The following is a 21,503-nucleotide window of genomic DNA, read 5'->3' on the forward strand; positions in this document are numbered from 1 at the left end:
CCCTACAGCCGCGCCAAAACCGCGCGCGCGGCCCGCAGGCCCGGCGCCTCACCACCCCGCCCCAAGCGCTGCATGGTCAGCGCCATCGCGTCCTTTTGCGCGCCGGGCGCCCGTAACACCTGCAAAACACCTTCGGCAATCGGCCCGGGGCGGCAATTGGCACCGATGAATTCCGGCACCACGCGGGTTTCGGAGACGAGGTTGACCAATGTCACCGTATCCACCCGCAGCATCCGCCCGATAATTTGACGGCTGATCCAGTTCATGTCGTAGGCAATGACCATCGGCGTGTTCACCGCAGCAAGTTCCAGCGACACGGTGCCCGAGGCCGCCAGTGCCACATCCGCCGCGCGAAAAGCGGCGCGTTTGGTGGCGGTGAACTCTTCAGAGGCCAGATCACGCGGGTCCAGCACCAGCGGGTTGCCCGCCCAATTGCGCGTCACCTGTTTGACCAATGCCGCCACGGGGGCCGCCGCTGGCACCACGACGCGCAAGGCCGGCTCTGCCTCGACCAGCCGCGCGACGACCTGCTGGAACACCGGGGCCAGCCGCGTGACCTCCCCTCGGCGCGAACCGGGCAAGGCCAAGAGCAAGGGCGCGTCGGCGAGGCGATGTTCGGCGCGGAAAGCCGCAGCGGCAGCATCATCGGCGATTGGCTCGGCCACCACCGGGTGCCCGACGAAATCGCAGGCCATGCCCGCCGCTTCCATATAGGGCGGCTCGAAGGGGAACAGCGCCAGCACATGATCGACAGATCGGGCCATCTTCTCGGCCCGACCGGGACGCCATGCCCAGACGGTCGGCGCCACGTAATGAACTGTTCTGATGTTAGATTTCTCTTTCACCTTACGCGCCACGCGCAGCGAAAAATCCGGGCTGTCGATGCTAATGAGCACATCCGGTTTCGTCTCGACCACCGCCTCTGCCGTCTCGTTGATCCGGGCCATCAGCGCGCGGTATTTGGGCAGGATCTCCGCCAGCCCCATGACGCTGAGCTCGTCCATGTCAAAGCGGCTTTCCAGCCCCTGAGCCATCATCATCGGCCCGCCGATGCCGTCGAAGGTCACCTCGGGGCAAAGCTCTTTCAGCCCCGCCATCAGCGCGCCGCCCAACCGATCGCCCGAAGGCTCGCCTGCCAGAATGAACACCCTCATGCCGTGTCTTCCTCTCGGACCCAGAGCACCAGCCCCAGCTCATCGGCCAGCGCTACACAGGCGTCACGTTCCAGCAGCATCACGCCGCCCGCCTTGACCACCACGCCCGCCAGCCCTGCCGCATGGGCGGCGCGCAGCGTATCAGGGCCGATGGTGGGCAGATCAATCTCGCGGATTTGGCCGGTTTTCGGACCTTTGCAGAGCACCGCTCGTGCATCACGCACGGCTTCCGGCAAGGTCGTCAGCAAGTGATCCGTGCCGCCGATAGCTTCAACCCCGTACAACTGCTCACGCCCAATCACGCAGGCCTGTCCGATGTCGAGCGTAGCCAAGCCATCCAGCACGGCAGCACCACGCGCGGCATCCCGGCGCATTTGTTCGTCGGGCAGTTCACGCGACAGCACACCGCTGTCGGCGAGCAGGTCGGGCACCAATTCGTCGGCCCCGACCACCCGCAGGCCGTGATCCTCGAAAATCGTCTTGATCACCTCAAGCGCGCCATTGTCGCCCGCTGCCAGTGCCTGTTTGAACTGCGGCACCAAGGGCGCTGTGCGCATATCCAACTTCGCCGGATCAAGCGTCGGCCGGTCGATTGCGCCGCAAAGACAAACCTCGCGGATGCCCACGCCCAAAAGATGCGCCAGAAGGCTGCCCAGCGTTTCCAGCCGGAACGTCAGGTCTGCCTTTAACCCATCCGGCGCGCAGCCCTCATAGGCGCAGACCAAGGGCGGCTCGGCCTGCGCTGCCGCCACCCGTGCGGGCAAGCCGCCGCGTCCGGCGATCAGCGCAAGGCTCATTTCGGCGTCAGGAAATGGCGGCCCGTGTCGGCCATGACGAAATCAACGATCTGGCGGACATAATCGCTTTGGGTTTCATCCCCCAAACGCCGCGCCCGGTCCGAGAATGTCCCCTCGCCCTGCGCCAACATCTGGAACGCGGCCCGCAGCGCCGTGATGTCGCTCCGTGCCACACCGGCGCGTTTCAGCCCGACGAGGTTCAACCCGTCCAGATCCCCGCGCGGCGCTTGCACAAGGCCGTAGGGGATCACGTCGTTCGTCACCATGGTCACAGCACCGATGATCGCACCCTGCCCGATGCGCACCCATTGGTGGATGCCCGACAGCCCGCCGATGATGACGTCATCCTCAAGCACACAGTGGCCCGCGACAGCGGCAGAGTTCACCACAATGACCCGGTCGCCCACAATCGCGTCATGCGCGATGTGACAGCCCGCCATGAACAGCCCGTCGTCGCCCACACGCGTCACGCCGCCACCGCCTTCGGTGCCGCAGTTCATGGTGACATGCTCGCGGATGCGGTTGCGTTCGCCAATCACCAGACGGCTCGCTTCGCCCTTGAACTTCAAGTCCTGTGGAATTTCACCGATCACGGCGAAGGGGAAGATCACCGTGCCTGCGCCCACCTCGGTCTGGCCGGTGACGATCACATGGGATTTAAGCTCCACATCCGCCTTCAGCACAACCTGTGGCCCAACCACGCAGAAGGGGCCGATCTTGACCGAAGGGTCGATCTGTGCGCCCTCTTCGATCACGGCACTGGGGTGAATATTGCTCATGCTGCGTCCTGCGGGAGGTCCAACATCGCCATGAACTCGGCCTCGGCGGCCATTTCACCATCGACGGTGGCCACACCGCCGAATTTCCAGATCTTCGCACCCGGCTTGCCGCGCAGGGTTTTCAGGTCCATCCGCAGCACATCGCCGGGGCCGACCTTGCGGCGGAACTTACATTTGTCGATCGACATGAAATAGATCAGCATGTCGCGGTCCTGCATGCCAAGAGCGGTGCCCACCATCACGCCTGCCGTCTGGGCCATCGCCTCAACAATGGTGACGCCCGGCATGATCGGCGTGCCGGGGAAGTGGCCCTGAAAATGTGGCTCGTTCATAGTGACGTTCTTGTAGCCGACAGCACTTTCAGTGCCGTTGATCTCTTCCACCTTGTCGACCAGCAAAAACGGGTAGCGGTGCGGCAGGATGCGCTGGATCAATTGGATATCGGCGCGCAGCAGCTCTTCGGTCATGGACTGTCCTTTGTCTCAGAAGGTTGCTGAATGGCTACCAATTCGGACGGCTGGGGGCAAGCATCCCCCGGCGCCCTGCCGCTCAGTCGGCCTCGGTCAGGCCATCGCCAATGGTCTCATCCAGCAGCGCAATCGCCTGATCCGTCACCTCAATCGCCGAGGACGAGACAAAGACGCGCCGGCGTTCAAGGATGACAGCCGCGTCGGAATTGCGCATCAACTGTTCCATTACGGGGGCTGCGGCAGCAAGGAAACGGTCCCGCTCTAGGTCGAGCGCTTCGCTCAGCGCTCGGTTCTTTGAGGCCTGCTCTGCTCGGGTGCGCTGCACCTTTTCATCGAAGGCATCTGCCAAAACGCGGAACGCCGCTGGCGTCATCTGGGTGCGTTTTTCGGTAAGCTCACGCTCTTCGGCTTCCAGCTCGGCCTCGATCTCTCGATTTTCGGTGGCCAATTGCTCGCTTTGGGCTTCGATCTCACGGGAAACCCGGCTGCCGAAAGCGCTATCGCGGAAAAGGCGTTCTGAATCAATGGTCAGAACCGGGCTGATCACGCCCTGCGCGGTGCCGCTCTGCTGTGTCTCTGCCGTAGGGGCCTGTTGCGCCTGGCCGGGGGTGACCCCGGCCAGCATCATCACAAAGGGGATGAACGCGCGGTACATGGTCTTAGAACGTGGTCCGCAATGTGATCTCAAAGCTTTGCTCTTTGTCAAAGCTCTCTTTCTTCAGCGCGTCTGAGACGTTGAACTGAAGCGGGCCAAGTGGTGTATCCCAGTAGACCGAAAAACCGACCACATGGCGGTAAGAGCCTCCTTCGCCGACGATCGAACCGCCCGTGGTGTCCACATCACTTAGGTCCCACAGGTTGCCCACGTCATAAAAGACGCCGCCGCTGATGCCATATTCTTCGGGCAGCCCCAGTGGGAACTCTGCCTCGAAACGGGCCACGGCGAAGAAGTTACCGCCAAGTGCATCGTCCACGCCGTTGCTCTGGTCACGCGGGCCAATCCCGCCCGGCTCAAAGCCGCGCATGATGGAAGGGCCAAGGATGAAACGGTCAACCGCACGGTTGGTGCCGCTGTTCCAAGCCAGCGCCCCACCTTCGAGCGTGGCACGAAGAGTTACTTCTTCGTTAAAGATACGCTTCTCGGCGCCAAACTTGGCCGAAGTCTTGATGAACTTATTGTCACCACCCAGACCTGCGAAATCCTGACCGAACTCGAACAAGATACCCTGCGTTGGGTCCAGTCCAGTGCGGCGGGTGTCATAGGTATAGGTATAGCCCACCGAGGAGGAGAACAGCGCGCCTGCGTCGATCTCGTTGGCGATGGTGGCGCTGTTATCTTCGTCGTCACGTTCCAGCATCTCGATGCCTTCATACGTGTAGCGCGCGGACAGACGGCCATTCTCGCTCACCGGGAAGGTCAGGCTGGGCTGGAACAACAAACGCTCGGTGTCGTAGCTGGTGTAGGACGAATTGGTCTCAGCATAGTCAAGCTTGAGGCCAAGCGCCACATCACGGCCAAGGAAACGCGGCTCGACAAATGTCACACCATAGCGTGTAGCATCTTCGGCGGTGGAGATCGACAGGCTCAGCTTTTGGCCACGTCCAAGAAAGTTATCCTCCTGAAAGCTGACCGCGACACCAAAACCGTCGTTGTTCGAGAAGGAGCCGCCGAAGTTCAGCGAGCCGGTGGGTTTTTCTTCCACGTCCACGTCGATCACGACCTGCTCAGGGCTGGACCCCTGGCGGGCATTAACCTCTGCTGTCTCAAAGTATTGCAGCGCACGGATGCGTTCCGCCGATTGGCGAATCTCACGCGGGTTGAACGGGTCACCCTCCACGCTGTCGAATTCACGCCGGATCACGCGGTCAAGCGTGGTGGTGTTGCCTTCGATGTCGATCCGCTCAACAAAGATGCGCTCGCCACGGGACAGCTTGTAGGTCACGTTCAGCGACAGATCGCGGTCATTGCGGTCGATCACCGGTTCAACACGCAGGAAATCCACACCATCGCGGATCGCTTGGCGTTCGATCCGGGCGATGTCATTCTCGATCAATGTCGGGGAATAGATCACACCCGGGCGGATTTTCAGAAGGTCACGATAGACCGCAGCATTCAGCCCCGGCACTTCGGATTCAAGCGACACAGTACCAAAGCGGAACTGCTGCCCCTCGGTGATGTTATAGGCGACAAAGACGCCATCACGCTCTTCGGTCAGTTCGGCATTGACCGCTTCGGTGCGCATATCGACATAGCCACGCGACAGATAGAAATCGCGCAACATCTGCTTGTCGGCTTCAACCCGGCCTTCGACATAGGTGTCACGCTTGACCAAGCGGCGGAACAGACCCGCCTGTTTCGTGCCCAACACGCGGCGCAGACGGCGATCGGAATAGATACGGTTGCCGACAAAGCTCAGGCGCTCGATCTCGACGTTGTCGCCCTCGAAAATTTCAAAGACCAGATCGACGCGGTTTTGATCGCGGCGGATGATGCGTGGCTGCACACGGGCCGACAGGCGGCCTTCGTTGCTATAGGCCTCAGCGATCGCGGCGGCGTCTTGCTCGGCTTGACCGGGGTTGAACACCCGACGCTCGGTCGAGCCGATAAGTTCGGCCAGCATCTCATCCTTGATGCGGCGGTTGCCCTCAAAGCTTACCCGGTTCAGCGTCGGCAGTTCCACCACCGTGATGACCAGCGTGTTGCCCTGCGGCTCAAGAGAGACGGATTCGAACAGGCCCGAGTTTTGCAGGTTCTGGTAGGCGTCGTTCAACTGCCCGCCCGAAACGGCCTGCCCCCGCCCGATGCCAGCCCGGCGCAGAATGGCGCTATCGCCGATCCGCTCGTTGCCTTCAATCACGACCGTATTGAACTGATATTGCTGCGCCTGCACTTCGCTGCCCGGCACAAGCCACGCGACGGACAACATGACACAAAGCGATGCGCCCCGAAGGGTCCTGCCAACATTGCTGCGCTGCGCCCATTCGATGGGCATTCTGCCCTCGTTCCTCAGTCCCATTACACCGACCCGTTTTTTTGCGACATTAATTGTCAACCTGACTACGCAGGTTAACGGGGTTTGTCAAAAGCAACGGCGGTAAAAATATACCATATCATGCGGCAACATGGGCAGGAATGACATCATAGGCGGGCAAAGGGCAGGATTGCCCGATTTGCCGCGATCGGACGGTCACAAAGAGGCGACAAATGCACCGGCAGAGAGGGCGGCGGCGATCGCCGCACCAAAAAACGCACGGTCCCAGTTCAGGTCCAGCAAAAGGCCTAGGCCGCGGGTTGATCCTTGAATCAAGTGCATCTTCGGTTCCTTCTAGATGAAGGATAATTTTACCAGGGCATTGCGGCAGGAGTGTGTTCAAATATGGCCATTTGAAGGCAAGTCGCAGATTTGCCCGTCGGCGTTAATATGAGCCCTGCCCCGTTGGGGCGAAATAAACGCTGCCCCGCTGGGGCAAGGCTCTCGCAACCACCGCTTAAGGGCAGAACAGATCGTTCCCAAGCGCAAAGAGCATCAAGGTCAGGACCAGCGTAATGCCAAGGGTCATCAAAAACCGCAGCGCGCCATCGCTGGGCGGTTTGCCTGTGACGGCCTCATAAGCATAAAAGACCAGATGCCCCCCGTCCAAAGCCGGGATCGGGAACAGGTTCAGCAACCCGACCGCCGTGCTCAGCACAGCGATGAAATAGATAAATGACTGCGCCCCTTGGCTGGCCATCGCGCCCGAAGTTTGGGCGATGCCCACCGGGCCGCTCAGGTTACAGGTGCTGATATTGCCGACAATCATCTCACGTAGCCCCGAGATGGACCCTTTGATGATCTGCCACGTATTGCCTACCCCAGTGCTCAGCGCCTCGCCCACGCCGGGCGTATCGGTCGCAGGCACAAAGGCCATGCCGCCGACGATGCCAATGCGCAGGTTCTGCTTAAAGCTGCCGTCAGGCTGCGGCTCATCCGTGGCTTTGGGAACAAGGGTGAACTCCAGCGTCTCGCCATCCCGCCAAACCGTAAGCTGCTGCGCTGCACCTTCCGATGCCTCAACAACCTCTTTCAACTCACCAAAGGCTACGATTTCTTGGCCGTTCACGGCTGTAATTACATCACCACCACGGAGCCCCGCTTCTTGGGCCGCCGATTGCGGCGCCACGTTGCTGACCAACGGCGGCATCAAGTAAGGGCCGGGCACCGTCAGCTCCGCATCGTCGCGGGTGATGTCATAGCTCAGCACCGACTGCTGCGGCAGGTTGGTTAGAAAATCACTATAGCCTTCGCCTGCAGCCAATGATGGCAGCGGCGTGCCTTCGACCGCCCGCAGCACATCGCCCGGTTCCAACTCATATGCCGCATTCGGCAGATCGCGCAGCTCGCCCACGGTGAGCGGATCACGGGCGGTGCCTGCAGTCATCGCCACGGCGAAAAAGATAAGGATCGAAAGGGCGAAGTTGAACACCGGCCCCGCCGCCACGGTCAGCGCACGGGCATAAAGCGGCGCGCCGTGCATCGTGTGGCGCAGCGCCTCGGGGTCTTCGGCCAGCGCCTGCATCGCGGTTTCGTCCTTGCCGGAAGCCGCATTGGAATCGCCCGCGAATTTCACATAGCCGCCAAAGGGCAGCAGCGCGAACTGCCAGCGCGTGCCGCGTTTATCCATGCGGGAAAACAGCACCGGACCGAACCCGAGGCTGAAGACATCCGCCTTGATCCCGGTCCAGCGGCCAACGATGTAATGGCCGTATTCGTGGATCGCCACGATCACCGAAAGCGCCACGACAAAAGCCAATATTGTCCAGATCAGCCCGCCGAACTCCGGCAATAATCCCATGATGTCCAACCTGCTACCCTGCCCTTTTTTGAATTGCGGCCTCAGCAGCCTTACGTGCGAGATGGTCGGCTTGGCCCACCAAATCAAGTGTCATATCGTCGCTGCCCCGACCCAAAGATGCGTCAGAAGCACGTGCGTCCAGCACCTCTTCGACGATTTCGGCCATTTCTGTAAAGCGCAACTTCCCGGCGATGAAGCCATCCAGCGCCACTTCCTTGGCCGCGTTAAAGACCGCGCCCATGAGCCCCCCTGCCGCCATCACCTCCCGCGCGAGGCGCAGTGCGGGCCAGCGGGCGTCGTCGGGCGCGGTGAAATCGAACCGCCCGATTTTGGTGAGATCCAGCCGCTCCACCGGCAAAGGTGCCCGCTGCGGATGGTGCAGCGCATAGCCGATCGCGTGACGCATGTCAGGCGGGCCTACATGGGCCATCAACCCACCGTCGCAAAAACCCACCAGCGCATGGATCATCGACTGCGGATGCACCAGCACTTCGATAGCCTCAGGCGAGACACCGAAAAACTCCCGCGTCTCAATGACTTCCATCGCCTTGTTAAACATCGACGCTGAGTCGATGGTGATGCGCTGACCCATGTCCCAGTTGGGATGGTTTGAGGCTTGGTCAAGCGTCGCATTGGCGAGGTCTTCCAGCGGCCAATCGCGAAATGCGCCGCCGCTGGCGGTGATGATGACGCGCTCAACGGCGGCCATGTCTTCCCCCACCAGCGCTTGAAAAACGGCGGAATGTTCGCTGTCGACCGGCAGGATCGTCGCGCCATGGCGCTTGGCCTCACCCATGATCAGCGCTCCGGCGCAAACGAGCGATTCCTTATTGGCCAGTGCCAGCGTCCCGCCTTGGCGCAGGGCGGCCAGACCGGGCGCGAGTCCTGCCGCGCCGATGATCGCCGACATGGTCCAATCCGCGGGCCGGGATGCCGCCTCGGTAATCGCCTCGGACCCCGCCGCTGCCTCGATCCCACTGCCGCTGAGCGCATCGCGCAGATCGTCCAACAGGTCTTCGCGGGCAGTGACCGCAATCTCGGCCTTCAGCGCTTTCGCGTCCTCGGCCAGCTGGGCGATATTGCCCGCGCCGGTCAGCGCTACGACGTCATAGGCGTGAGCTTCCCGGCGGATCAGATCAATCGTGTTCTGACCGATGGACCCGGTCGCCCCTAGTATCGAAATTTTGCGTGGCATGGCGGGTTAATTCAGGCCCGGAGGGAAGCCGATCAGCGGCCCAACAATCAGCAAGAACACCGCAGCGCCCAGCATCCCGTCAAAGCGGTCCAACAGGCCACCATGACCGGGGATCAGCGCTGAGCTGTCCTTGACGCCCATCTTCCGCTTCATCCCCGATTCCGCCATATCGCCCATTTGCGAAGCCATCGACAGCGCGACCGAGATGCCGACGAGTTGCAGGCCAAAGCCTGTGTTGAAGGAAAAGATCAGCCCAACAACAGCCGCCCCGACCCAGCCCGAGGCGGTGCCGGACCATGTTTTCTTGGGGCTGACCTTGGGCCAGAACTTTGGCCCGCCGATGGCACGACCGGCGAAATAGCCCACCACATCGGTGACCACGACCACCAACACCAGCCACATCAGCCAGCCAAAGCCCATGTCATCGCGCAGTTGGATCAAACCAAAGCCCGCCAGCAGGATCAGCGCGGTGAAACTCATGTAGAGCGTGCGGTTCGCGGTCAGCAGGGCAAAACCCAGAAGCGCGGGTGCCAGCAGCAGCGGCAGGCCAAAGCCCACCGGCAGATAGACCGACGCCAGCACAGCCGCGCCCGTCACCAGCCCAAGCTGCCAAGAGGCCGCCTGACCGGGGCCACGCAGCATGCCGACAAGTTCCCAAACCATCAGACCGCAGACCAGCGCCACTAAAAGGTGAAAGGCAACGCCACCCAACCAGATGCCCAGCAGACCGATCAGGATCATCGCACTGGCGGACAGCATCCGCGCGCGGAGGTCGGACCATTGTTCAGGTGATTTCATCGCAGCTCTCCTCAGGTCTTGACCGCACCGAACCGCCTGTCGCGCCCGCCATAGGCGGCGCAGAGCCGGGCGAATTCCTCGCGGGTGAAATCCGGCCACAGCGTGTCGATGAACTCATATTCCGCATAGGCCGACTGCCACAGCAGAAAGTTCGAAATCCGCGCCTCGCCGCTGGTGCGGATCACCAGATCGGGGTCGGGCAGCACATGGGTATCGAGGTAGCGCGGCAGGGTCTCTTCGTCCACGCTGTTGGGGTCAAGTTTGCCGCTGGCGACATCTTGGGCCAAACGGTGCGTGGCGCGGGCCACCTCATCGCGGCCCCCGTAATTGAGCGCAATCGTCAGATTGATACGGGTGTTATGCGCGGTGTGATCCTCAAGCTCTCCCATCAGCTTGATGAGCTTGTCATCCAGCCGGTCGCGATCCCCGATGAAACGGACCCGCGCGCCATATTCGCTGAGGCTGCGCATTTCTTTGGAGATATAGCGCCGAAACAGCGACATAAGCCCCGCCACTTCGACCTGCGTGCGTTTCCAATTCTCGGTCGAGAAGGCAAAGATCGTCAGATATTCCACCCCCACATCGGGGCAGCATTCAACGATCTCGCGCACCCTCTTGGCACCGGCGTGGTGGCCAAAAAGCCGGGGCCGCCCGCGTTGGGTGGCCCAACGGCCATTGCCGTCCATGATAATCGCCACATGGCGTGGCCCGCCGGGTATCGTTTGGGGCTGGGTTTCGGCGGTGCTCATGTCTCGACCTTTTCTTTCAAGTTCTATGTCCCTGCGCGAAAGCGCGGGTCAAACTTGCATGATTTCGGCCTGTTTCGTCTCAAGCTGGTCGTCGATGAGGGTGATGAAGCGGTTGGTCAGGTCTTGCACTTCGCCTTCCCAGATTTTCTGATCGTCCTCAGACATCGCGCCGTCGTTCTTGGCCTTCTTGATCTGGTCCATCCCGTCGCGGCGGATGTTGCGGATCGAAACGCGGGCGTGTTCGGCGTACTGGCCCGCAACCTTGGTTAACTGGGTGCGGCGCTCTTCGTTGAGCTCAGGGATCGGCAGCATGATAATGGTGCCATTGAGCTGCGGGTTGATCCCCAGACCGCTTTCACGGATGGCTTTTTCAACCTTACCGACAAGACCTTTGTCCCAAACGTTGATCGTCACCATGCGCGGCTCGGGCACGTTGACGGTGCCGACTTGGTTTACCGGGGTCATCTGGCCGTAGGCCTCAACCATCACCGGCTCCAGCATAGAGGCCGAGCCACGCCCTGTGCGCAGCGATGCGAACTCGGTCCGAAGCGACGCAATCGCGCCATTCATCCGCCGTTCAAGATCATCGGTATCGAGCATAAATTCGTCTGACATGGCGAGGCCTGCTTGTTGTTTCCTTGCGTTACGGCTTTCTAACGGTGGCGCGGCGCTTTCACAACTGCCCATTATATCGCCACCATCTGACAACCGCGCCCCCTTGCGAGAGGCGCGGCGACCTCGGGCCAATCGTCCCGCCGTAGGACGATACCCGCGCTGTGGTGCGCGTCTTAACCGACGCGGGTGTAGGTACCCTGCCCCGCCAAAATGCCTTGAAAGCCGCCCGGCTCGTCCAGCGAGAAGACGATGATCGGTAGGTTGTTGTCCCGCGCCAGCGCGATGGCAGAGGCATCCATCACGCCAAGCCGCTTTTGCAGCACGTCGTCATAGCTTACCATGTCATAGCGTTTCGCGTCGTCGAACTTGGCCGGATCCTTGTCATAGACGCCATCGACCTTGGTGCCCTTAAAGATCGCCTCGCAGGACATCTCATTGGCGCGCAGGGTCGCGGCGGTGTCTGTGGTGAAATAGGGGTTGCCGGTGCCCGCGGCGAAGATGCAGACCCGCTTCTTCTCAAGGTGGCGCACGGCGCGGCGGCGAATATAGGGCTCGGCCACTTCGTTCATGGTGATCGCGCTGATCACCCGCGTGTGAATGCCCAGACCTTCGAGTGCGGATTGCATCGCCAGCGCGTTCATCACGGTGGCGAGCATCCCCATGTAGTCCGCCGTGGTCCGCTCCATCCCCTGCGCCGAGCCTTGCAGCCCGCGAAAAATGTTGCCGCCGCCGATCACCATGCAAATCTCGACGCCCAGACTGTGCACCGATTGCACCTCACGGGCGATGCGTTCGACGGTTGGCGGGTGCAGGCCATAGCCGAGGTCACCCATCAGCGCCTCCCCGGAAATCTTTAGCATCACGCGGTTAAAGGAGACTTGGGGGGTGTCTTGGGACATCGGGCACACCTTATTATTTCACCAACCGGGGGAGATTTGAGCCTTGCGGCGGTGAAGGGTTTTCATTTCGCGCCAAAATGTCGCAAATACGCCCAAGGTTCAATGCGGGACGTAAGGAAGACGCAAAGAAATGCCGGATATTCCCAAAGCCCAGTTTGACGCGCTGCTGCAAGACCTGCCGCCCGAGCGCCCGGTGCTCATCGCCGGGCCGACCGCCAGCGGCAAATCCGCCCTGGCACTCGCCATTGCCGAGGCGCAGGGCGGTGTGATCGTCAACGCAGATGCCAGTCAGGTCTACGCCCCGCTGCGCATCATCAGCGCCCGGCCCTCAGCCGAAGAAGAGGCCCGTGCGCCGCATCTGCTCTATGGTCATCTGGCCGAGGATGCACCCTATTCCACCGGCCATTGGCTGCGCGAGGTGGCCCCGCTGCTGGGCGGCGATCAACGGGTGATTATCACCGGTGGCACCGGGCTTTACTTCGCGGCTCTGACCCAAGGATTAGCTGAGATACCGGAAACCCCGCCAGAGGTCCGCGCCCGAGGCGATGACATGACGCTCGACGACTTGCTGGCGCAGCTTGATGCTGAGACCGCGGCGGGCATCGACCAGCGCAACCGCGCACGGGTGCAGCGCGCTTGGGAAGTGTTGCAGGCCACCGGGCGCGGCCTGTCGGACTGGCAGCGCAATACCGGCGCGCCGTTCTTGCCGCTGGCAGACTGTCTGCCGATTGTCTTCGACGTGGAGCGGGATTGGCTGAACGCCCGCATCGAAAAGCGCTTTGACCAGATGCTAGAGCAAGGCGCCTTGGAAGAGGTGGCCGCCCTCCGCCCGCGCTATGACCCCACGCTGCCCGCCCATCGCGCCATCGGCGTGCCGGAACTGATCCGCCACCTTGAGGGCGATTGGCCGCTGCACCGCGCCCGCGAAGCCGCCGTGGTCGCCACCCGCCGCTTCGCCAAACGGCAGCGCACTTGGATGCGTAGCAAAATGGCAGATTGGCAGCGGGTGACGCCGCAATAGGATTAGACCTGCTCCAAACCCTTGCATAATAGCGATCATCGGATAGCGTATCGTTGAAGTTTGGCCCCAAGGGGTTTTCAATTCTCAACGAAAGGCCCCTGTGCAACAGCCGCAGATACAGCTTCTCACTTTGGCGCAGCTTTCCGCTGGGCAAGAGTGGCGGCTGTCCCTTGCCCATGACCGCGACCACCATTTATTGATCTGGATCACCCGTGGTCAGGGGCGGCTTTTACTTGACGGGCAGCGCCGGGGCTTGGGCGCCTATAACGCGCTCTGGATACCAGCGCGGTCACTCTTTGCGATGGAACTGGGCTTTCAATGTGTGGGCCATGCTGTCGTTATTCCCGAAAACACCAAACTGCGACTGCCGGATATCCCGCGTCAGCTGCGCATCCGCGAGGTGCAGGCACAAGCCGAACTTTCCGCACTGATCGAACTTGCCCAACGTGAATTGCACCAAGGCCGTCCCCTGCAACAAGACGCGCTTGAAGCGCAGGCAGCTTTGATGTCAGTCTGGCTGCACCGCCAGATCATGTCAGAGGAGCATATCACCGCCCGCCCAAACGCGGGCGCAAGGCTCAGCGCGCGGTTCTGCGCTTTGCTGGCCCAGCGCCATCCCAAAGGCGGTAGCATGGCCGATCACGCCGCCGAATTGGGTGTGACCCCTACCCATCTGACCCGAGCAGTAAAAGCCGCCACCGGAAAATCTGCCGCCGATCTGCTCAGCGAGCGCAGTTGTCACGCCGCCCGGCGCCTGTTGGGTGAAACCGATCAGACCGCCGCAGAGATCGCCGCATATCTGGGCTTTGGTTCCGCCGCTTACTTCACCCGATTCATGCAACAACACAGCGGTCTGCCGCCCAGCAAACTGCGCTAAACCCGCCGAAGAGCGCGGCAAATGTCGCTTTCAGACCAAAGTTATGTCGCAAAAACTGCATCCAGCAAAACTACGAAATGTTGACGCGCGACCAATTTCCATGCCTCATGGTCGAACCGTTCTGCAAAGGGTTGGATAGTCGGCCAAGCGAATGAGGATAAAAATGCCTTGTCTTAGGGCCATGCTGCCATAGCTCAACAAGGCGGCAAAAACTGCCGCCTCCAGTACCGGCGCTGTCATGGCGCCGCACGAATTAAAAAGGCCAAAAAGGCCGCATTGTCGGGCCAAGTCACCGCCCGACCCTGCTACAGGGGACCACATGGGACTATTTATTTTGCGCCGGCTGGGTGTGATGTTGCTGACGGCGCTGTGCCTGACGTTCATCGTATTCTGGCTGACCAATCTCTATCCGAACCTTGAAAAACTCGCCAAAACCCAAGGCAATTTCCGCATGTCAGACGAGGCCGTGGCCAGCTACCTTGAAAGCCGCGGCTATCTGCAACCCACGGTCGATAAATTCGGCGAATGGCTGGGTGTGCTGCCCGGTTGGGTGACGGAAGGTGAAACGCCCGACGAAACACTCGGGCGCTGTTTCGCCGCTGGTACCCCGGTAGAGGATCGCCCCACCCGCTGCGGCATCCTGCAGGGCGACTGGGGGTTTTCCACCGTCTTCAAAGAGCCCGTGGGCGAGACTGTCCTCACCCGTCTTGCACTCACCGGCAAGTTGATGTTCTGGGTGCTGATGCTGATGGTCCCCTCGGCGCTGATCGTAGGCGTTTTGGCGGGGATGCGCGAAGGTTCCAAGCTTGACCGCTCGCTCTCGACCTTCTCCATCGCCACCACCGCGACGCCGGAGTATGTCTCGGGCGTGATCTTCATCGCCGTATTGGCTTCCTCGCGCTTCGGCCTCTCGCCGCTTCTTTCCGAATGGGGCTGGATCGACAGTAAAACCCTGTTTCTCGGTTCCGCCACTTCCGCCATGAAAGACGCAAATTTTTGGAACTTCTTCCTGCCGGTGCTGACCATCTCGCTCTACGGCATGGGCTATATCGCGCGGATGACGCGGGCCTCGATGACCGAGGTGATGACCGCGCAATATATCCGCACAGCGCGGCTTAAGGGCGTGAAGTTCTCTGAGATCGTGCTGAAACACGCCCTGCGCAACGCGCTGATCGCGCCCTTCACCGTCATCATGCTGCAAATCCCATGGTTGTTGAACGGTGTGGTGATCGTGGAGACCCTGTTCAACTACAAGGGCTTCGGCTGGCTGCTCGTTCAAGCGGCGGCCAATAACGACATCGAACTGCTGCTCGCCGTTTCGGTCGTGTCGGTCATTGTTGTCCTCGTGACGCAGCTGATCTCCGACATCGGCTACGTCTTCCTCAACCCGCGCATTCGCATTTCTTAAGGGAGCATGGACATGGAACAACTGACATGGACCGGGTCTCTTACGGGGCTCAACATCATCTTCCTTGGCCTTTGCGTGATGCTGGCCTTGGCCGTCGCGATGCAGATCGTCGTTTCTTTCCTCCCTGCCAGTGACGCGCAGGAGATCAACCCCGATGGCACCGTCGCCCGGCGGGGCGGGCTGGCAGGCGGGTTGAACCGCGCTGTCATCCTGCTGTTTGCGCTGCTGATCCTCGTGCTGCTGATCTATATCGTCGCCGGTGCCTTCATGGGGCCGCAGGCGGGCATCTTTGGTGGCATGTCGCAACAGATGCTGCCGGTCTGGATCGCGCTGATCCTGACCTTCGCCGTCTCCATCCACTTCAAACGCCGCCTTGGCCTCTACGGCAAGCTATTCGACAGCACCGTGGGGATGATCGGCTTTGCCATCGTCATGTTCTGGGTCTTCACCGGAGTCTTCGGCGGGTTGTTCGACCTGCTGGTGACGCATGACAGCCTCAGCCAAACGTCGGGCATGAAGAACAAGCTACCCGGCACCCCGCTGCGCAGCCCCGAGGAAGGCGAATACCCTTGGTTCCTGCTTGGCGGCGACAACCTTGCCCGCGATGTCTTCTCGCGGCTGATCAAGGGCTCATGGGTCGTTGTGCAGATCGCCCCCTTGGCGACGCTCTTTGCCTTTATGGTGGGGATCACGCTGGGCTTGCCAGCGGGCTACTACGGCGGTCGGCTGGATACGATCCTCAGCTTTTTGGCAAACCTGATCCTCGCTTTCCCGGTAATCCTGCTGTTCTACCTGCTGGTGACGCCCGAAATCGTGCTGACCGGCATCCCAAACTATATGGCCGTGTTCCTGTTCATCTTCCCGCTGATCTTCCTCGCGGTGCTGTTGAACTCACGCTATTACACGCAGCCCTCCTTCCGCACGCCGCTGTTGATCGTAGTGCTGGGCATTGTCGGCTGGCTCTATCTGTCGCTGGTGTCCACCGACGGCGCGATCGTGGCGACGGACACCTACCGCATCCCCGGATTGCCGAGCACGATTGACCTCTTCGATATCGACCCCGGCGTGCTGGTGGTCTTCGTCTCGGTCGTCTTCGTGAATTCGCCCACCGTGTTCCGCATCGTGCGTGGCCTCGCGCTGGACATCAAAACGCGCGACTATGTGGCCGCCGCCCAAACCCGCGGCGAAGGCCCGTGGTACATCATGCTGTGGGAGATCCTGCCCAATGCCCGTGGCCCGCTGATCGTCGATTTCTGCCTGCGCATCGGTTATACCACGATCCTTCTGGGCACTTTGGGCTTCTTCGGTCTTGGGCTGGAAAGCGAAAGTCCGGATTGGGGCAGCACGATCAACGCGGGCCGCCGCCTGCTGTCGCTGTATCCACACGCGGCCATCGCGCCCGCGCTTGCACTTCTGAGCCTCGTGCTGGGTCTGAACCTACTGGCCGACGGCCTGCGCGAAGAATCCTTGCGCGACTAAGAAACATCCTCCGGGGGGCGCGCCCTCCCGGACCCTTTTGATCCCCCGACTGGGAGAGACAAATGCCAAAAACAGATTACGACGGCCCCATTCTTGAGATCAACAACCTGTCGATCTCGTTCTTTACCCGCCTGCGCGAGATCCCCGCCGTGATGGATTTCTCCGTCAGCGTCCAACCGGGCGAAGCCGTGGGCCTGGTGGGCGAGAGCGGCTGCGGCAAGTCCACGGTGGCGCTGGGCGTGATGCAGGATCTGGGCCGCAATGGCCGGATCGTCGGCGGCTCCATCAAATTCAAGGGCCGCGACCTCAGCGAGATGAGCCCCGAAGAGCTACGCGACATCCGCGGCAGCGAGATCGCGATGATCTATCAAGAGCCGATGGCCAGCCTCAACCCCGCCATGCGGATCGGCAAACAGTTGATGGAAGTGCCAATGATCCACGCGGGCATGTCCGAAAAAGAAGCCTATGCGCGGGCGCTTCAGGTGGTCACGGATGTGAAACTCCCCGACCCAGAGCGCATCTTGAAAGCCTACCCGCACCAACTCTCGGGCGGGCAACAGCAGCGCATCGTGATTGCCATGGCGCTGATGTCCGAACCCTCGCTTCTGATCCTTGATGAGCCGACGACCGCGCTCGACGTGACCGTCGAAGCGGCGGTGGTGGAACTGGTCAAGGATCTGGGCAAGAAATACGGCACCTCGATGTTGTTCATCTCCCACAACCTAGGGCTGGTGCTGGAAACCTGCGACCGTATCTGCGTGATGTATTCGGGCGAGGCGGTGGAGAAAGGCTCCATCCACGATGTCTTTGACGAGATGCAGCACCCCTACACGCAGGCACTCTTCCGTTCGATCCCACTGCCCGGCGCTGACAAGAACGCGCGTCCCCTCGTTGCCATTCCCGGCAACTTCCCCCTGCCCCATGAACGCCCGCCCGGCTGCAACTTCGGCCCCCGCTGCGACTATTTCGTGTCCGGCCGCTGCGACGCCGCGCCGATCCCGATGGAGACGGTCCCCGGCAATGACCGGCATGAAACCCGCTGCATCCGTTTTCAAGAAATCGACTGGCAAGCGCCGCTGGAACTGGCCGACGTTAAGGAAAAGGGCGATGTGGGCGAAGTGGTCCTCAAAATGGACCACCTCAAGAAATACTATCAGGTCGCGGCCAATGCCATGTTCGGCGGCGGCAACAAGAAAGTGGTGAAAGCCAACGAAAGTCTGAGTTTTGAGGCCCATGAAAGCGAAACACTCGCCATCGTCGGGGAATCCGGCTGCGGCAAATCCACCTTCGCCAAGGTGCTCATGGGGTTGGAGACAGCGACCGAGGGGCATATCTATCTCGACGGGAAAGATATCGGCGATGTGACCATCGAGAACCGGACGACCAAGAATGTCGCTGATGTGCAGATGGTGTTTCAGAACCCCTTCGACACGCTCAACCCCTCAATGACTGTCGGGCGGCAGATCATCCGCGCGCTGGAAATCTTCCGCATCGGCAAGAATGAGAAAGAGCGCAAGCAGCGCATGCTGGAACTGCTCGATCTGGTGAAGTTGCCGCGCGAATTCGCCACCCGTATGCCACGCCAACTGTCGGGCGGGCAAAAGCAGCGCGTCGGCATCGCCCGTGCCTTTGCAGGCGACGCGCGGATTGTGGTGGCGGATGAGCCGGTCTCGGCGCTTGATGTCTCGGTGCAGGCGGCGGTGACGGATCTGTTGATGGAGATTCAGCGCGAACAGAAAACCACGCTCCTGTTCATCAGCCACGACCTGTCGATCGTGCGCTACCTGTCGGACCGGGTCATGGTCATGTATCTAGGCCATGTGGTTGAGCTTGGAACCACCGATCAGGTCTTCTCGCCCCCCTATCACCCCTATACCGAAGCGCTGCTGAGCGCTGTGCCGATCGCCGATACCAAAGTAAAGAAAAAGCATATCGTGCTGGAAGGCGACGTGCCTTCGGCGATGAACCCGCCCCCCGGTTGCCCCTTCCAAACGCGCTGCCGCTGGAAATCTCAGGTCCCGGGCGATCTTTGCGAGCGCGAAGTGCCACCAATGGTCACTATGGCGGACGGGCATCAGGTCAAATGTCACCTCTCCAACCAGCAGTTCGCCGTGATGGAGCCAGTGATCGAAGTGGGCACCGCTGCCGAGTAACAGCACATGAAAATGGCGCGGATCCGGGGAAGATCCGCGCCTTGATCCTCAGGCTGGGGTACAGGGGAACGCCTGAGGAATCCTGTAATAGACCTTATGGGTCGATTGGTTCGCCAGCTGTGTTCACATTTGCCAGACCTTCGGCCACGACATCCGCGAATGTCGACACCATCGCGACGTAGAACTCAGTCTCGGACGGCTGCACGTTGACATAGCCTTCGGGCGCAATTTCGTCACCGGCATAGGCAGAGATCATAACCGGAAAGCTAAGACCAGCGTTGTCGCCATTGGGGCTGGTGATATCAACAACGCCTTCCAACTGGTTGAATTCTTTGCTGTCTGGCAGCATGGTCGAACCGTTCAGCGCGATCTTGCGGATATCAATCTTAATCTGCGGGTCAGCGGCGTCGCTGCTCATCGGCACGCGCTCGGCCACTTCGGCACGCAGGTCTTCTTCAAGATCAGGATAGAAATCCATCGCGTTGGCCTCGGTCGAAGCCGACACAGACGATTCTACGTCAATTGCGGATACCATGATCTTTTCATCAGCAAAGGCGGAACTGCTAAGAGCAATGGCACTAACACCGGCAGCGAGGGCGATATTTTTCATATTCGTGAACATGTTGTTCTCCTTCGATCTTTTCTTCTCTGCGGCGGGCCAATCCTGCTGCAAGAGGTTCTGATCAGAGAACACCACGAACGCCTCGGTGGTTCCCACGCACGCCGACAATGATTGAGGGACATAGGAAGAACCCCGCCCAAACCGAGCAGAGATATCAGCCATTCGCAATAAATTTCAGCAGCTTAACTACCAGAGATCACTTTGACGTAATTGCGTGTTTCTTTATAGGGCGGCACGCCGCCGTATTTCTTCACCGCGCCCGGACCAGCGTTATAGGCGGCCAAAGCAAGCTCCCACGTGCCAAATGCACGGTACTGCATCTTGAGGTAGCGCGCCCCACCTTCAAGGTTTTGCGCGGGATCGGTCGGATCCACCCGCAAGGCCTGCGCCGTTTGGGGCATCAGTTGCGCTAACCCCATCGCGCCCTTGTGAGACAGCGCCTTTGGGTTCCAACCACTTTCTTGCTGAACAAGACGCAGAAACAGATCAACCGGAATGCCATGCCGGGTCGCGGCATCGCGCGCAGTGCTCAGGTAAACACCTTTGTAAGAGCCATTATATTTCGGAACATCCCATTTGGTGGGGGTGACAACCGTGGGCGGTTGCAGCCTGACAGACGCGGAATATTGCTTGGACGCACGGTTATCGAGAATGCTTTTTTGCGATGAAAACAATCCCGCACGGTTTTTGGTCGCGAACACATCAGCAGCCGCCGAAGCTGCTCCGATTGCGATCAGCCCTGCCGCAGTGACCCCTACTGCAGCCAGACTGGCCACAAATCCCGTCTTTTGCATCAACCTGCCCCCTGTCGTTGCATCGCGCGCAGTATACCCAAAACCTCGCCGCGTGCCAGCCCCGGTTCCACCCCCGCGCGGATGGTCGCGCGGGGCGGAAAGCCGGTGTCATCCGGCGAACAACCACGGTATAAACGGCCGAATTGGGCGCGGTCGGATTCGCGCCCTGAGCAATGACACAGCAATGACAAACGAGGGGGCAAGATGGCCGGCTCAGTGAACAAAGTGATCCTAATCGGCAACCTCGGGCGCGACCCCGAGGTGCGGTCGTTCCAAAACGGCGGCAAAGTGTGCAACCTGCGCATCGCCACCTCGGAAACATGGAAAGACCGCAACACCGGTGAGCGCCGCGAGAAGACCGAATGGCATTCGGTGGCGATCTTTCAAGAAGGGCTCGTCCGCGTGGCCGAGCAATACCTCAAGAAGGGCTCCAAAGTGTATATCGAGGGCCAATTGCAGACCCGCAAATGGCAAGACCAATCCGGCGCAGACCGCTATAGCACCGAAGTCGTGCTGCAAGGCTTCGGCGGCACGTTGACCATGCTCGACGGTCCCGGCGGCGGCTCCGGCGGCGGCGGTGGTGGCGGCGGCTACGGTGGTGGCGGCAATGACTACGGCAGTGGCGGCGGTGGCAATGACTACGGTGGCGGCTATGACAGCGGCCCGTCCTCCTCGGGCGGTGGGGCCGGCGGCGGCGGAAGCCGTGACCTTGACGACGAAATCCCGTTCTAAGCTAAGCGCGATTTTCGGCGGGGCGCTGTTGCGCCCTGCCCACCCCCTGCGGCCGCTGACGTGACGCGCGCTTAACCTTGCCGCAATAGAACCCTCCCCATCGCGATACCCGCCGGGCAGGTGAATTG

21 protein-coding genes are annotated in these 21,503 nt (G+C 60.9%); 6 read left to right on the top strand and 15 right to left on the bottom strand.

The window, feature by feature from the left end:
• Window positions 1–2 precede the first annotated feature (2 nt).
• From lpxB to pyrH, 13 genes are all read right to left on the bottom strand, one after another.
• The gene (gene lpxB / locus ACSQ16_RS12480; RefSeq protein WP_243262964.1) at window positions 3–1,154 is read right to left on the bottom strand and encodes a lipid-A-disaccharide synthase; all 1,152 of its coding nucleotides are present in this window, start codon (window positions 1,152–1,154) and stop codon (window positions 3–5) included.
• Complete coding sequence (locus tag ACSQ16_RS12485; protein ID WP_243262963.1) at window positions 1,151–1,951, bottom strand: LpxI family protein; 801 nt, start codon at window positions 1,949–1,951, stop codon at window positions 1,151–1,153. Before ACSQ16_RS12485 ends, lpxB begins: the two co-directional genes overlap by 4 nt.
• A complete protein-coding gene (lpxA, locus tag ACSQ16_RS12490) occupies window positions 1,948–2,730 on the bottom strand; it encodes an acyl-ACP--UDP-N-acetylglucosamine O-acyltransferase (protein WP_243262962.1) in 783 nt (260 codons plus the stop codon). Before lpxA ends, ACSQ16_RS12485 begins: the two co-directional genes overlap by 4 nt.
• Window positions 2,727–3,197: a 3-hydroxyacyl-ACP dehydratase FabZ gene (gene fabZ / locus ACSQ16_RS12495; RefSeq protein ID WP_243262961.1), complete on the bottom strand. Its 471-nt coding sequence runs from the start codon at window positions 3,195–3,197 to the stop codon at window positions 2,727–2,729. The genes lpxA and fabZ overlap by 4 nt, the downstream gene beginning before the upstream one ends.
• A gap of 82 nt (window positions 3,198–3,279) precedes the next feature.
• Window positions 3,280–3,888, bottom strand: coding sequence for an OmpH family outer membrane protein (locus ACSQ16_RS12500; protein WP_243262960.1), 609 nt, complete (start codon window positions 3,886–3,888; stop codon window positions 3,280–3,282).
• On the bottom strand, window positions 3,860–6,193 hold the full coding sequence (gene bamA / locus ACSQ16_RS12505; protein ID WP_243262959.1) for an outer membrane protein assembly factor BamA: 2,334 nt from the start codon (window positions 6,191–6,193) through the stop codon (window positions 3,860–3,862). The genes ACSQ16_RS12500 and bamA overlap by 29 nt, the downstream gene beginning before the upstream one ends.
• Before the next feature lie 195 nt (window positions 6,194–6,388).
• Entirely contained in the window at window positions 6,389–6,514 is a 126-nt protein-coding gene (locus ACSQ16_RS12510) for a hypothetical protein (RefSeq protein ID WP_276521396.1), read from the bottom strand.
• A 175-nt stretch (window positions 6,515–6,689) separates the two neighbouring features.
• On the bottom strand, window positions 6,690–8,033 hold the full coding sequence (rseP, locus tag ACSQ16_RS12515) for an RIP metalloprotease RseP (protein ID WP_394805080.1): 1,344 nt from the start codon (window positions 8,031–8,033) through the stop codon (window positions 6,690–6,692).
• 13 nt (window positions 8,034–8,046) lie between these two features.
• Window positions 8,047–9,228, bottom strand: a complete 1,182-nt coding sequence (gene dxr / locus ACSQ16_RS12520; protein ID WP_243262957.1) for a 1-deoxy-D-xylulose-5-phosphate reductoisomerase — start codon at window positions 9,226–9,228, stop codon at window positions 8,047–8,049.
• Window positions 9,229–9,234: 6 nt separating this feature from the next.
• Entirely contained in the window at window positions 9,235–10,026 is a 792-nt protein-coding gene (locus tag ACSQ16_RS12525) for a phosphatidate cytidylyltransferase (protein ID WP_243262956.1), read from the bottom strand.
• A gap of 11 nt (window positions 10,027–10,037) precedes the next feature.
• A complete protein-coding gene (uppS, locus tag ACSQ16_RS12530; protein ID WP_243262955.1) occupies window positions 10,038–10,775 on the bottom strand; it encodes a polyprenyl diphosphate synthase in 738 nt (245 codons plus the stop codon).
• Window positions 10,776–10,823: 48 nt separating this feature from the next.
• Complete coding sequence (gene frr / locus ACSQ16_RS12535) at window positions 10,824–11,390, bottom strand: ribosome recycling factor (RefSeq protein WP_007120421.1); 567 nt, start codon at window positions 11,388–11,390, stop codon at window positions 10,824–10,826.
• Window positions 11,391–11,563: 173 nt separating this feature from the next.
• Complete coding sequence (gene pyrH / locus ACSQ16_RS12540; RefSeq protein ID WP_067628872.1) at window positions 11,564–12,289, bottom strand: UMP kinase; 726 nt, start codon at window positions 12,287–12,289, stop codon at window positions 11,564–11,566.
• 130 nt (window positions 12,290–12,419) lie between these two features.
• Here pyrH and miaA point away from each other — a divergent pair, with 130 nt between their 5' ends.
• The 5 genes from miaA (at window position 12,420) to ACSQ16_RS12565 (ending at window position 19,227) form a co-directional block, all read left to right on the top strand.
• Window positions 12,420–13,310 carry a tRNA (adenosine(37)-N6)-dimethylallyltransferase MiaA gene (gene miaA, locus ACSQ16_RS12545; RefSeq protein WP_243262954.1) on the top strand — a complete coding sequence of 297 codons (891 nt, stop codon included), beginning with the start codon at window positions 12,420–12,422 and terminating at the stop codon, window positions 13,308–13,310.
• 100 nt (window positions 13,311–13,410) lie between these two features.
• On the top strand, window positions 13,411–14,187 hold the full coding sequence (locus ACSQ16_RS12550; RefSeq protein ID WP_243262953.1) for a helix-turn-helix domain-containing protein: 777 nt from the start codon (window positions 13,411–13,413) through the stop codon (window positions 14,185–14,187).
• Window positions 14,188–14,506: 319 nt separating this feature from the next.
• The gene (locus ACSQ16_RS12555; RefSeq protein WP_243262952.1) at window positions 14,507–15,595 is read left to right on the top strand and encodes an ABC transporter permease; all 1,089 of its coding nucleotides are present in this window, start codon (window positions 14,507–14,509) and stop codon (window positions 15,593–15,595) included.
• Window positions 15,596–15,607: 12 nt separating this feature from the next.
• Window positions 15,608–17,074 carry an ABC transporter permease gene (locus tag ACSQ16_RS12560; RefSeq protein WP_243262951.1) on the top strand — a complete coding sequence of 489 codons (1,467 nt, stop codon included), beginning with the start codon at window positions 15,608–15,610 and terminating at the stop codon, window positions 17,072–17,074.
• Between the two features lie 62 nt (window positions 17,075–17,136).
• A complete protein-coding gene (locus tag ACSQ16_RS12565; protein WP_435988516.1) occupies window positions 17,137–19,227 on the top strand; it encodes a dipeptide ABC transporter ATP-binding protein in 2,091 nt (696 codons plus the stop codon).
• A gap of 94 nt (window positions 19,228–19,321) precedes the next feature.
• On the opposite strand, the gene ACSQ16_RS12570 is transcribed toward ACSQ16_RS12565, so the two are convergent.
• Window positions 19,322–19,849: a hypothetical protein gene (locus ACSQ16_RS12570; RefSeq protein ID WP_243262949.1), complete on the bottom strand. Its 528-nt coding sequence runs from the start codon at window positions 19,847–19,849 to the stop codon at window positions 19,322–19,324.
• A 182-nt stretch (window positions 19,850–20,031) separates the two neighbouring features.
• A complete protein-coding gene (locus ACSQ16_RS12575) occupies window positions 20,032–20,643 on the bottom strand; it encodes a lytic transglycosylase domain-containing protein (protein ID WP_093926410.1) in 612 nt (203 codons plus the stop codon).
• A gap of 204 nt (window positions 20,644–20,847) precedes the next feature.
• Between ACSQ16_RS12575 and ACSQ16_RS12580 the strand changes: the two genes are divergently transcribed.
• On the top strand, window positions 20,848–21,375 hold the full coding sequence (locus ACSQ16_RS12580) for a single-stranded DNA-binding protein (RefSeq protein WP_243262948.1): 528 nt from the start codon (window positions 20,848–20,850) through the stop codon (window positions 21,373–21,375).
• Window positions 21,376–21,503 lie beyond the last annotated feature (128 nt).

The organism is Sulfitobacter sp. SH24 (assembly GCF_965641895.1).
GTDB classification, from domain to species: domain Bacteria; phylum Pseudomonadota; class Alphaproteobacteria; order Rhodobacterales; family Rhodobacteraceae; genus Sulfitobacter; species Sulfitobacter dubius.

Excerpts from the sequence above, each read along its gene's own strand:
- lpxB (WP_243262964.1), bottom strand. The coding sequence starts at position 1,154 with ATGAGGGTGTTCATTCTGGCAGGCGAGCCTTCGGGCGATCGGTTGGGC.
- ACSQ16_RS12485 (WP_243262963.1), bottom strand. The coding sequence starts at position 1,951 with ATGAGCCTTGCGCTGATCGCCGGACGCGGCGGCTTGCCCGCACGGGTG.
- lpxA (WP_243262962.1), bottom strand. The coding sequence starts at position 2,730 with ATGAGCAATATTCACCCCAGTGCCGTGATCGAAGAGGGCGCACAGATC.
- fabZ (WP_243262961.1), bottom strand. The coding sequence starts at position 3,197 with ATGACCGAAGAGCTGCTGCGCGCCGATATCCAATTGATCCAGCGCATC.
- bamA (WP_243262959.1), bottom strand. The coding sequence starts at position 6,193 with ATGCCCATCGAATGGGCGCAGCGCAGCAATGTTGGCAGGACCCTTCGG.
- ACSQ16_RS12510 (WP_276521396.1), bottom strand. The coding sequence starts at position 6,514 with ATGCACTTGATTCAAGGATCAACCCGCGGCCTAGGCCTTTTGCTGGAC.
- rseP (WP_394805080.1), bottom strand. The coding sequence starts at position 8,033 with ATGGGATTATTGCCGGAGTTCGGCGGGCTGATCTGGACAATATTGGCT.
- dxr (WP_243262957.1), bottom strand. The coding sequence starts at position 9,228 with ATGCCACGCAAAATTTCGATACTAGGGGCGACCGGGTCCATCGGTCAG.
- ACSQ16_RS12525 (WP_243262956.1), bottom strand. The coding sequence starts at position 10,026 with ATGAAATCACCTGAACAATGGTCCGACCTCCGCGCGCGGATGCTGTCC.
- uppS (WP_243262955.1), bottom strand. The coding sequence starts at position 10,775 with ATGAGCACCGCCGAAACCCAGCCCCAAACGATACCCGGCGGGCCACGC.
- frr (WP_007120421.1), bottom strand. The coding sequence starts at position 11,390 with ATGTCAGACGAATTTATGCTCGATACCGATGATCTTGAACGGCGGATG.
- pyrH (WP_067628872.1), bottom strand. The coding sequence starts at position 12,289 with ATGTCCCAAGACACCCCCCAAGTCTCCTTTAACCGCGTGATGCTAAAG.
- miaA (WP_243262954.1), top strand. The coding sequence starts at position 12,420 with ATGCCGGATATTCCCAAAGCCCAGTTTGACGCGCTGCTGCAAGACCTG.
- ACSQ16_RS12555 (WP_243262952.1), top strand. The coding sequence starts at position 14,507 with ATGGGACTATTTATTTTGCGCCGGCTGGGTGTGATGTTGCTGACGGCG.
- ACSQ16_RS12560 (WP_243262951.1), top strand. The coding sequence starts at position 15,608 with ATGGAACAACTGACATGGACCGGGTCTCTTACGGGGCTCAACATCATC.
- ACSQ16_RS12565 (WP_435988516.1), top strand. The coding sequence starts at position 17,137 with ATGCCAAAAACAGATTACGACGGCCCCATTCTTGAGATCAACAACCTG.
- ACSQ16_RS12570 (WP_243262949.1), bottom strand. The coding sequence starts at position 19,849 with ATGTTCACGAATATGAAAAATATCGCCCTCGCTGCCGGTGTTAGTGCC.
- ACSQ16_RS12575 (WP_093926410.1), bottom strand. The coding sequence starts at position 20,643 with ATGCAAAAGACGGGATTTGTGGCCAGTCTGGCTGCAGTAGGGGTCACT.
- ACSQ16_RS12580 (WP_243262948.1), top strand. The coding sequence starts at position 20,848 with ATGGCCGGCTCAGTGAACAAAGTGATCCTAATCGGCAACCTCGGGCGC.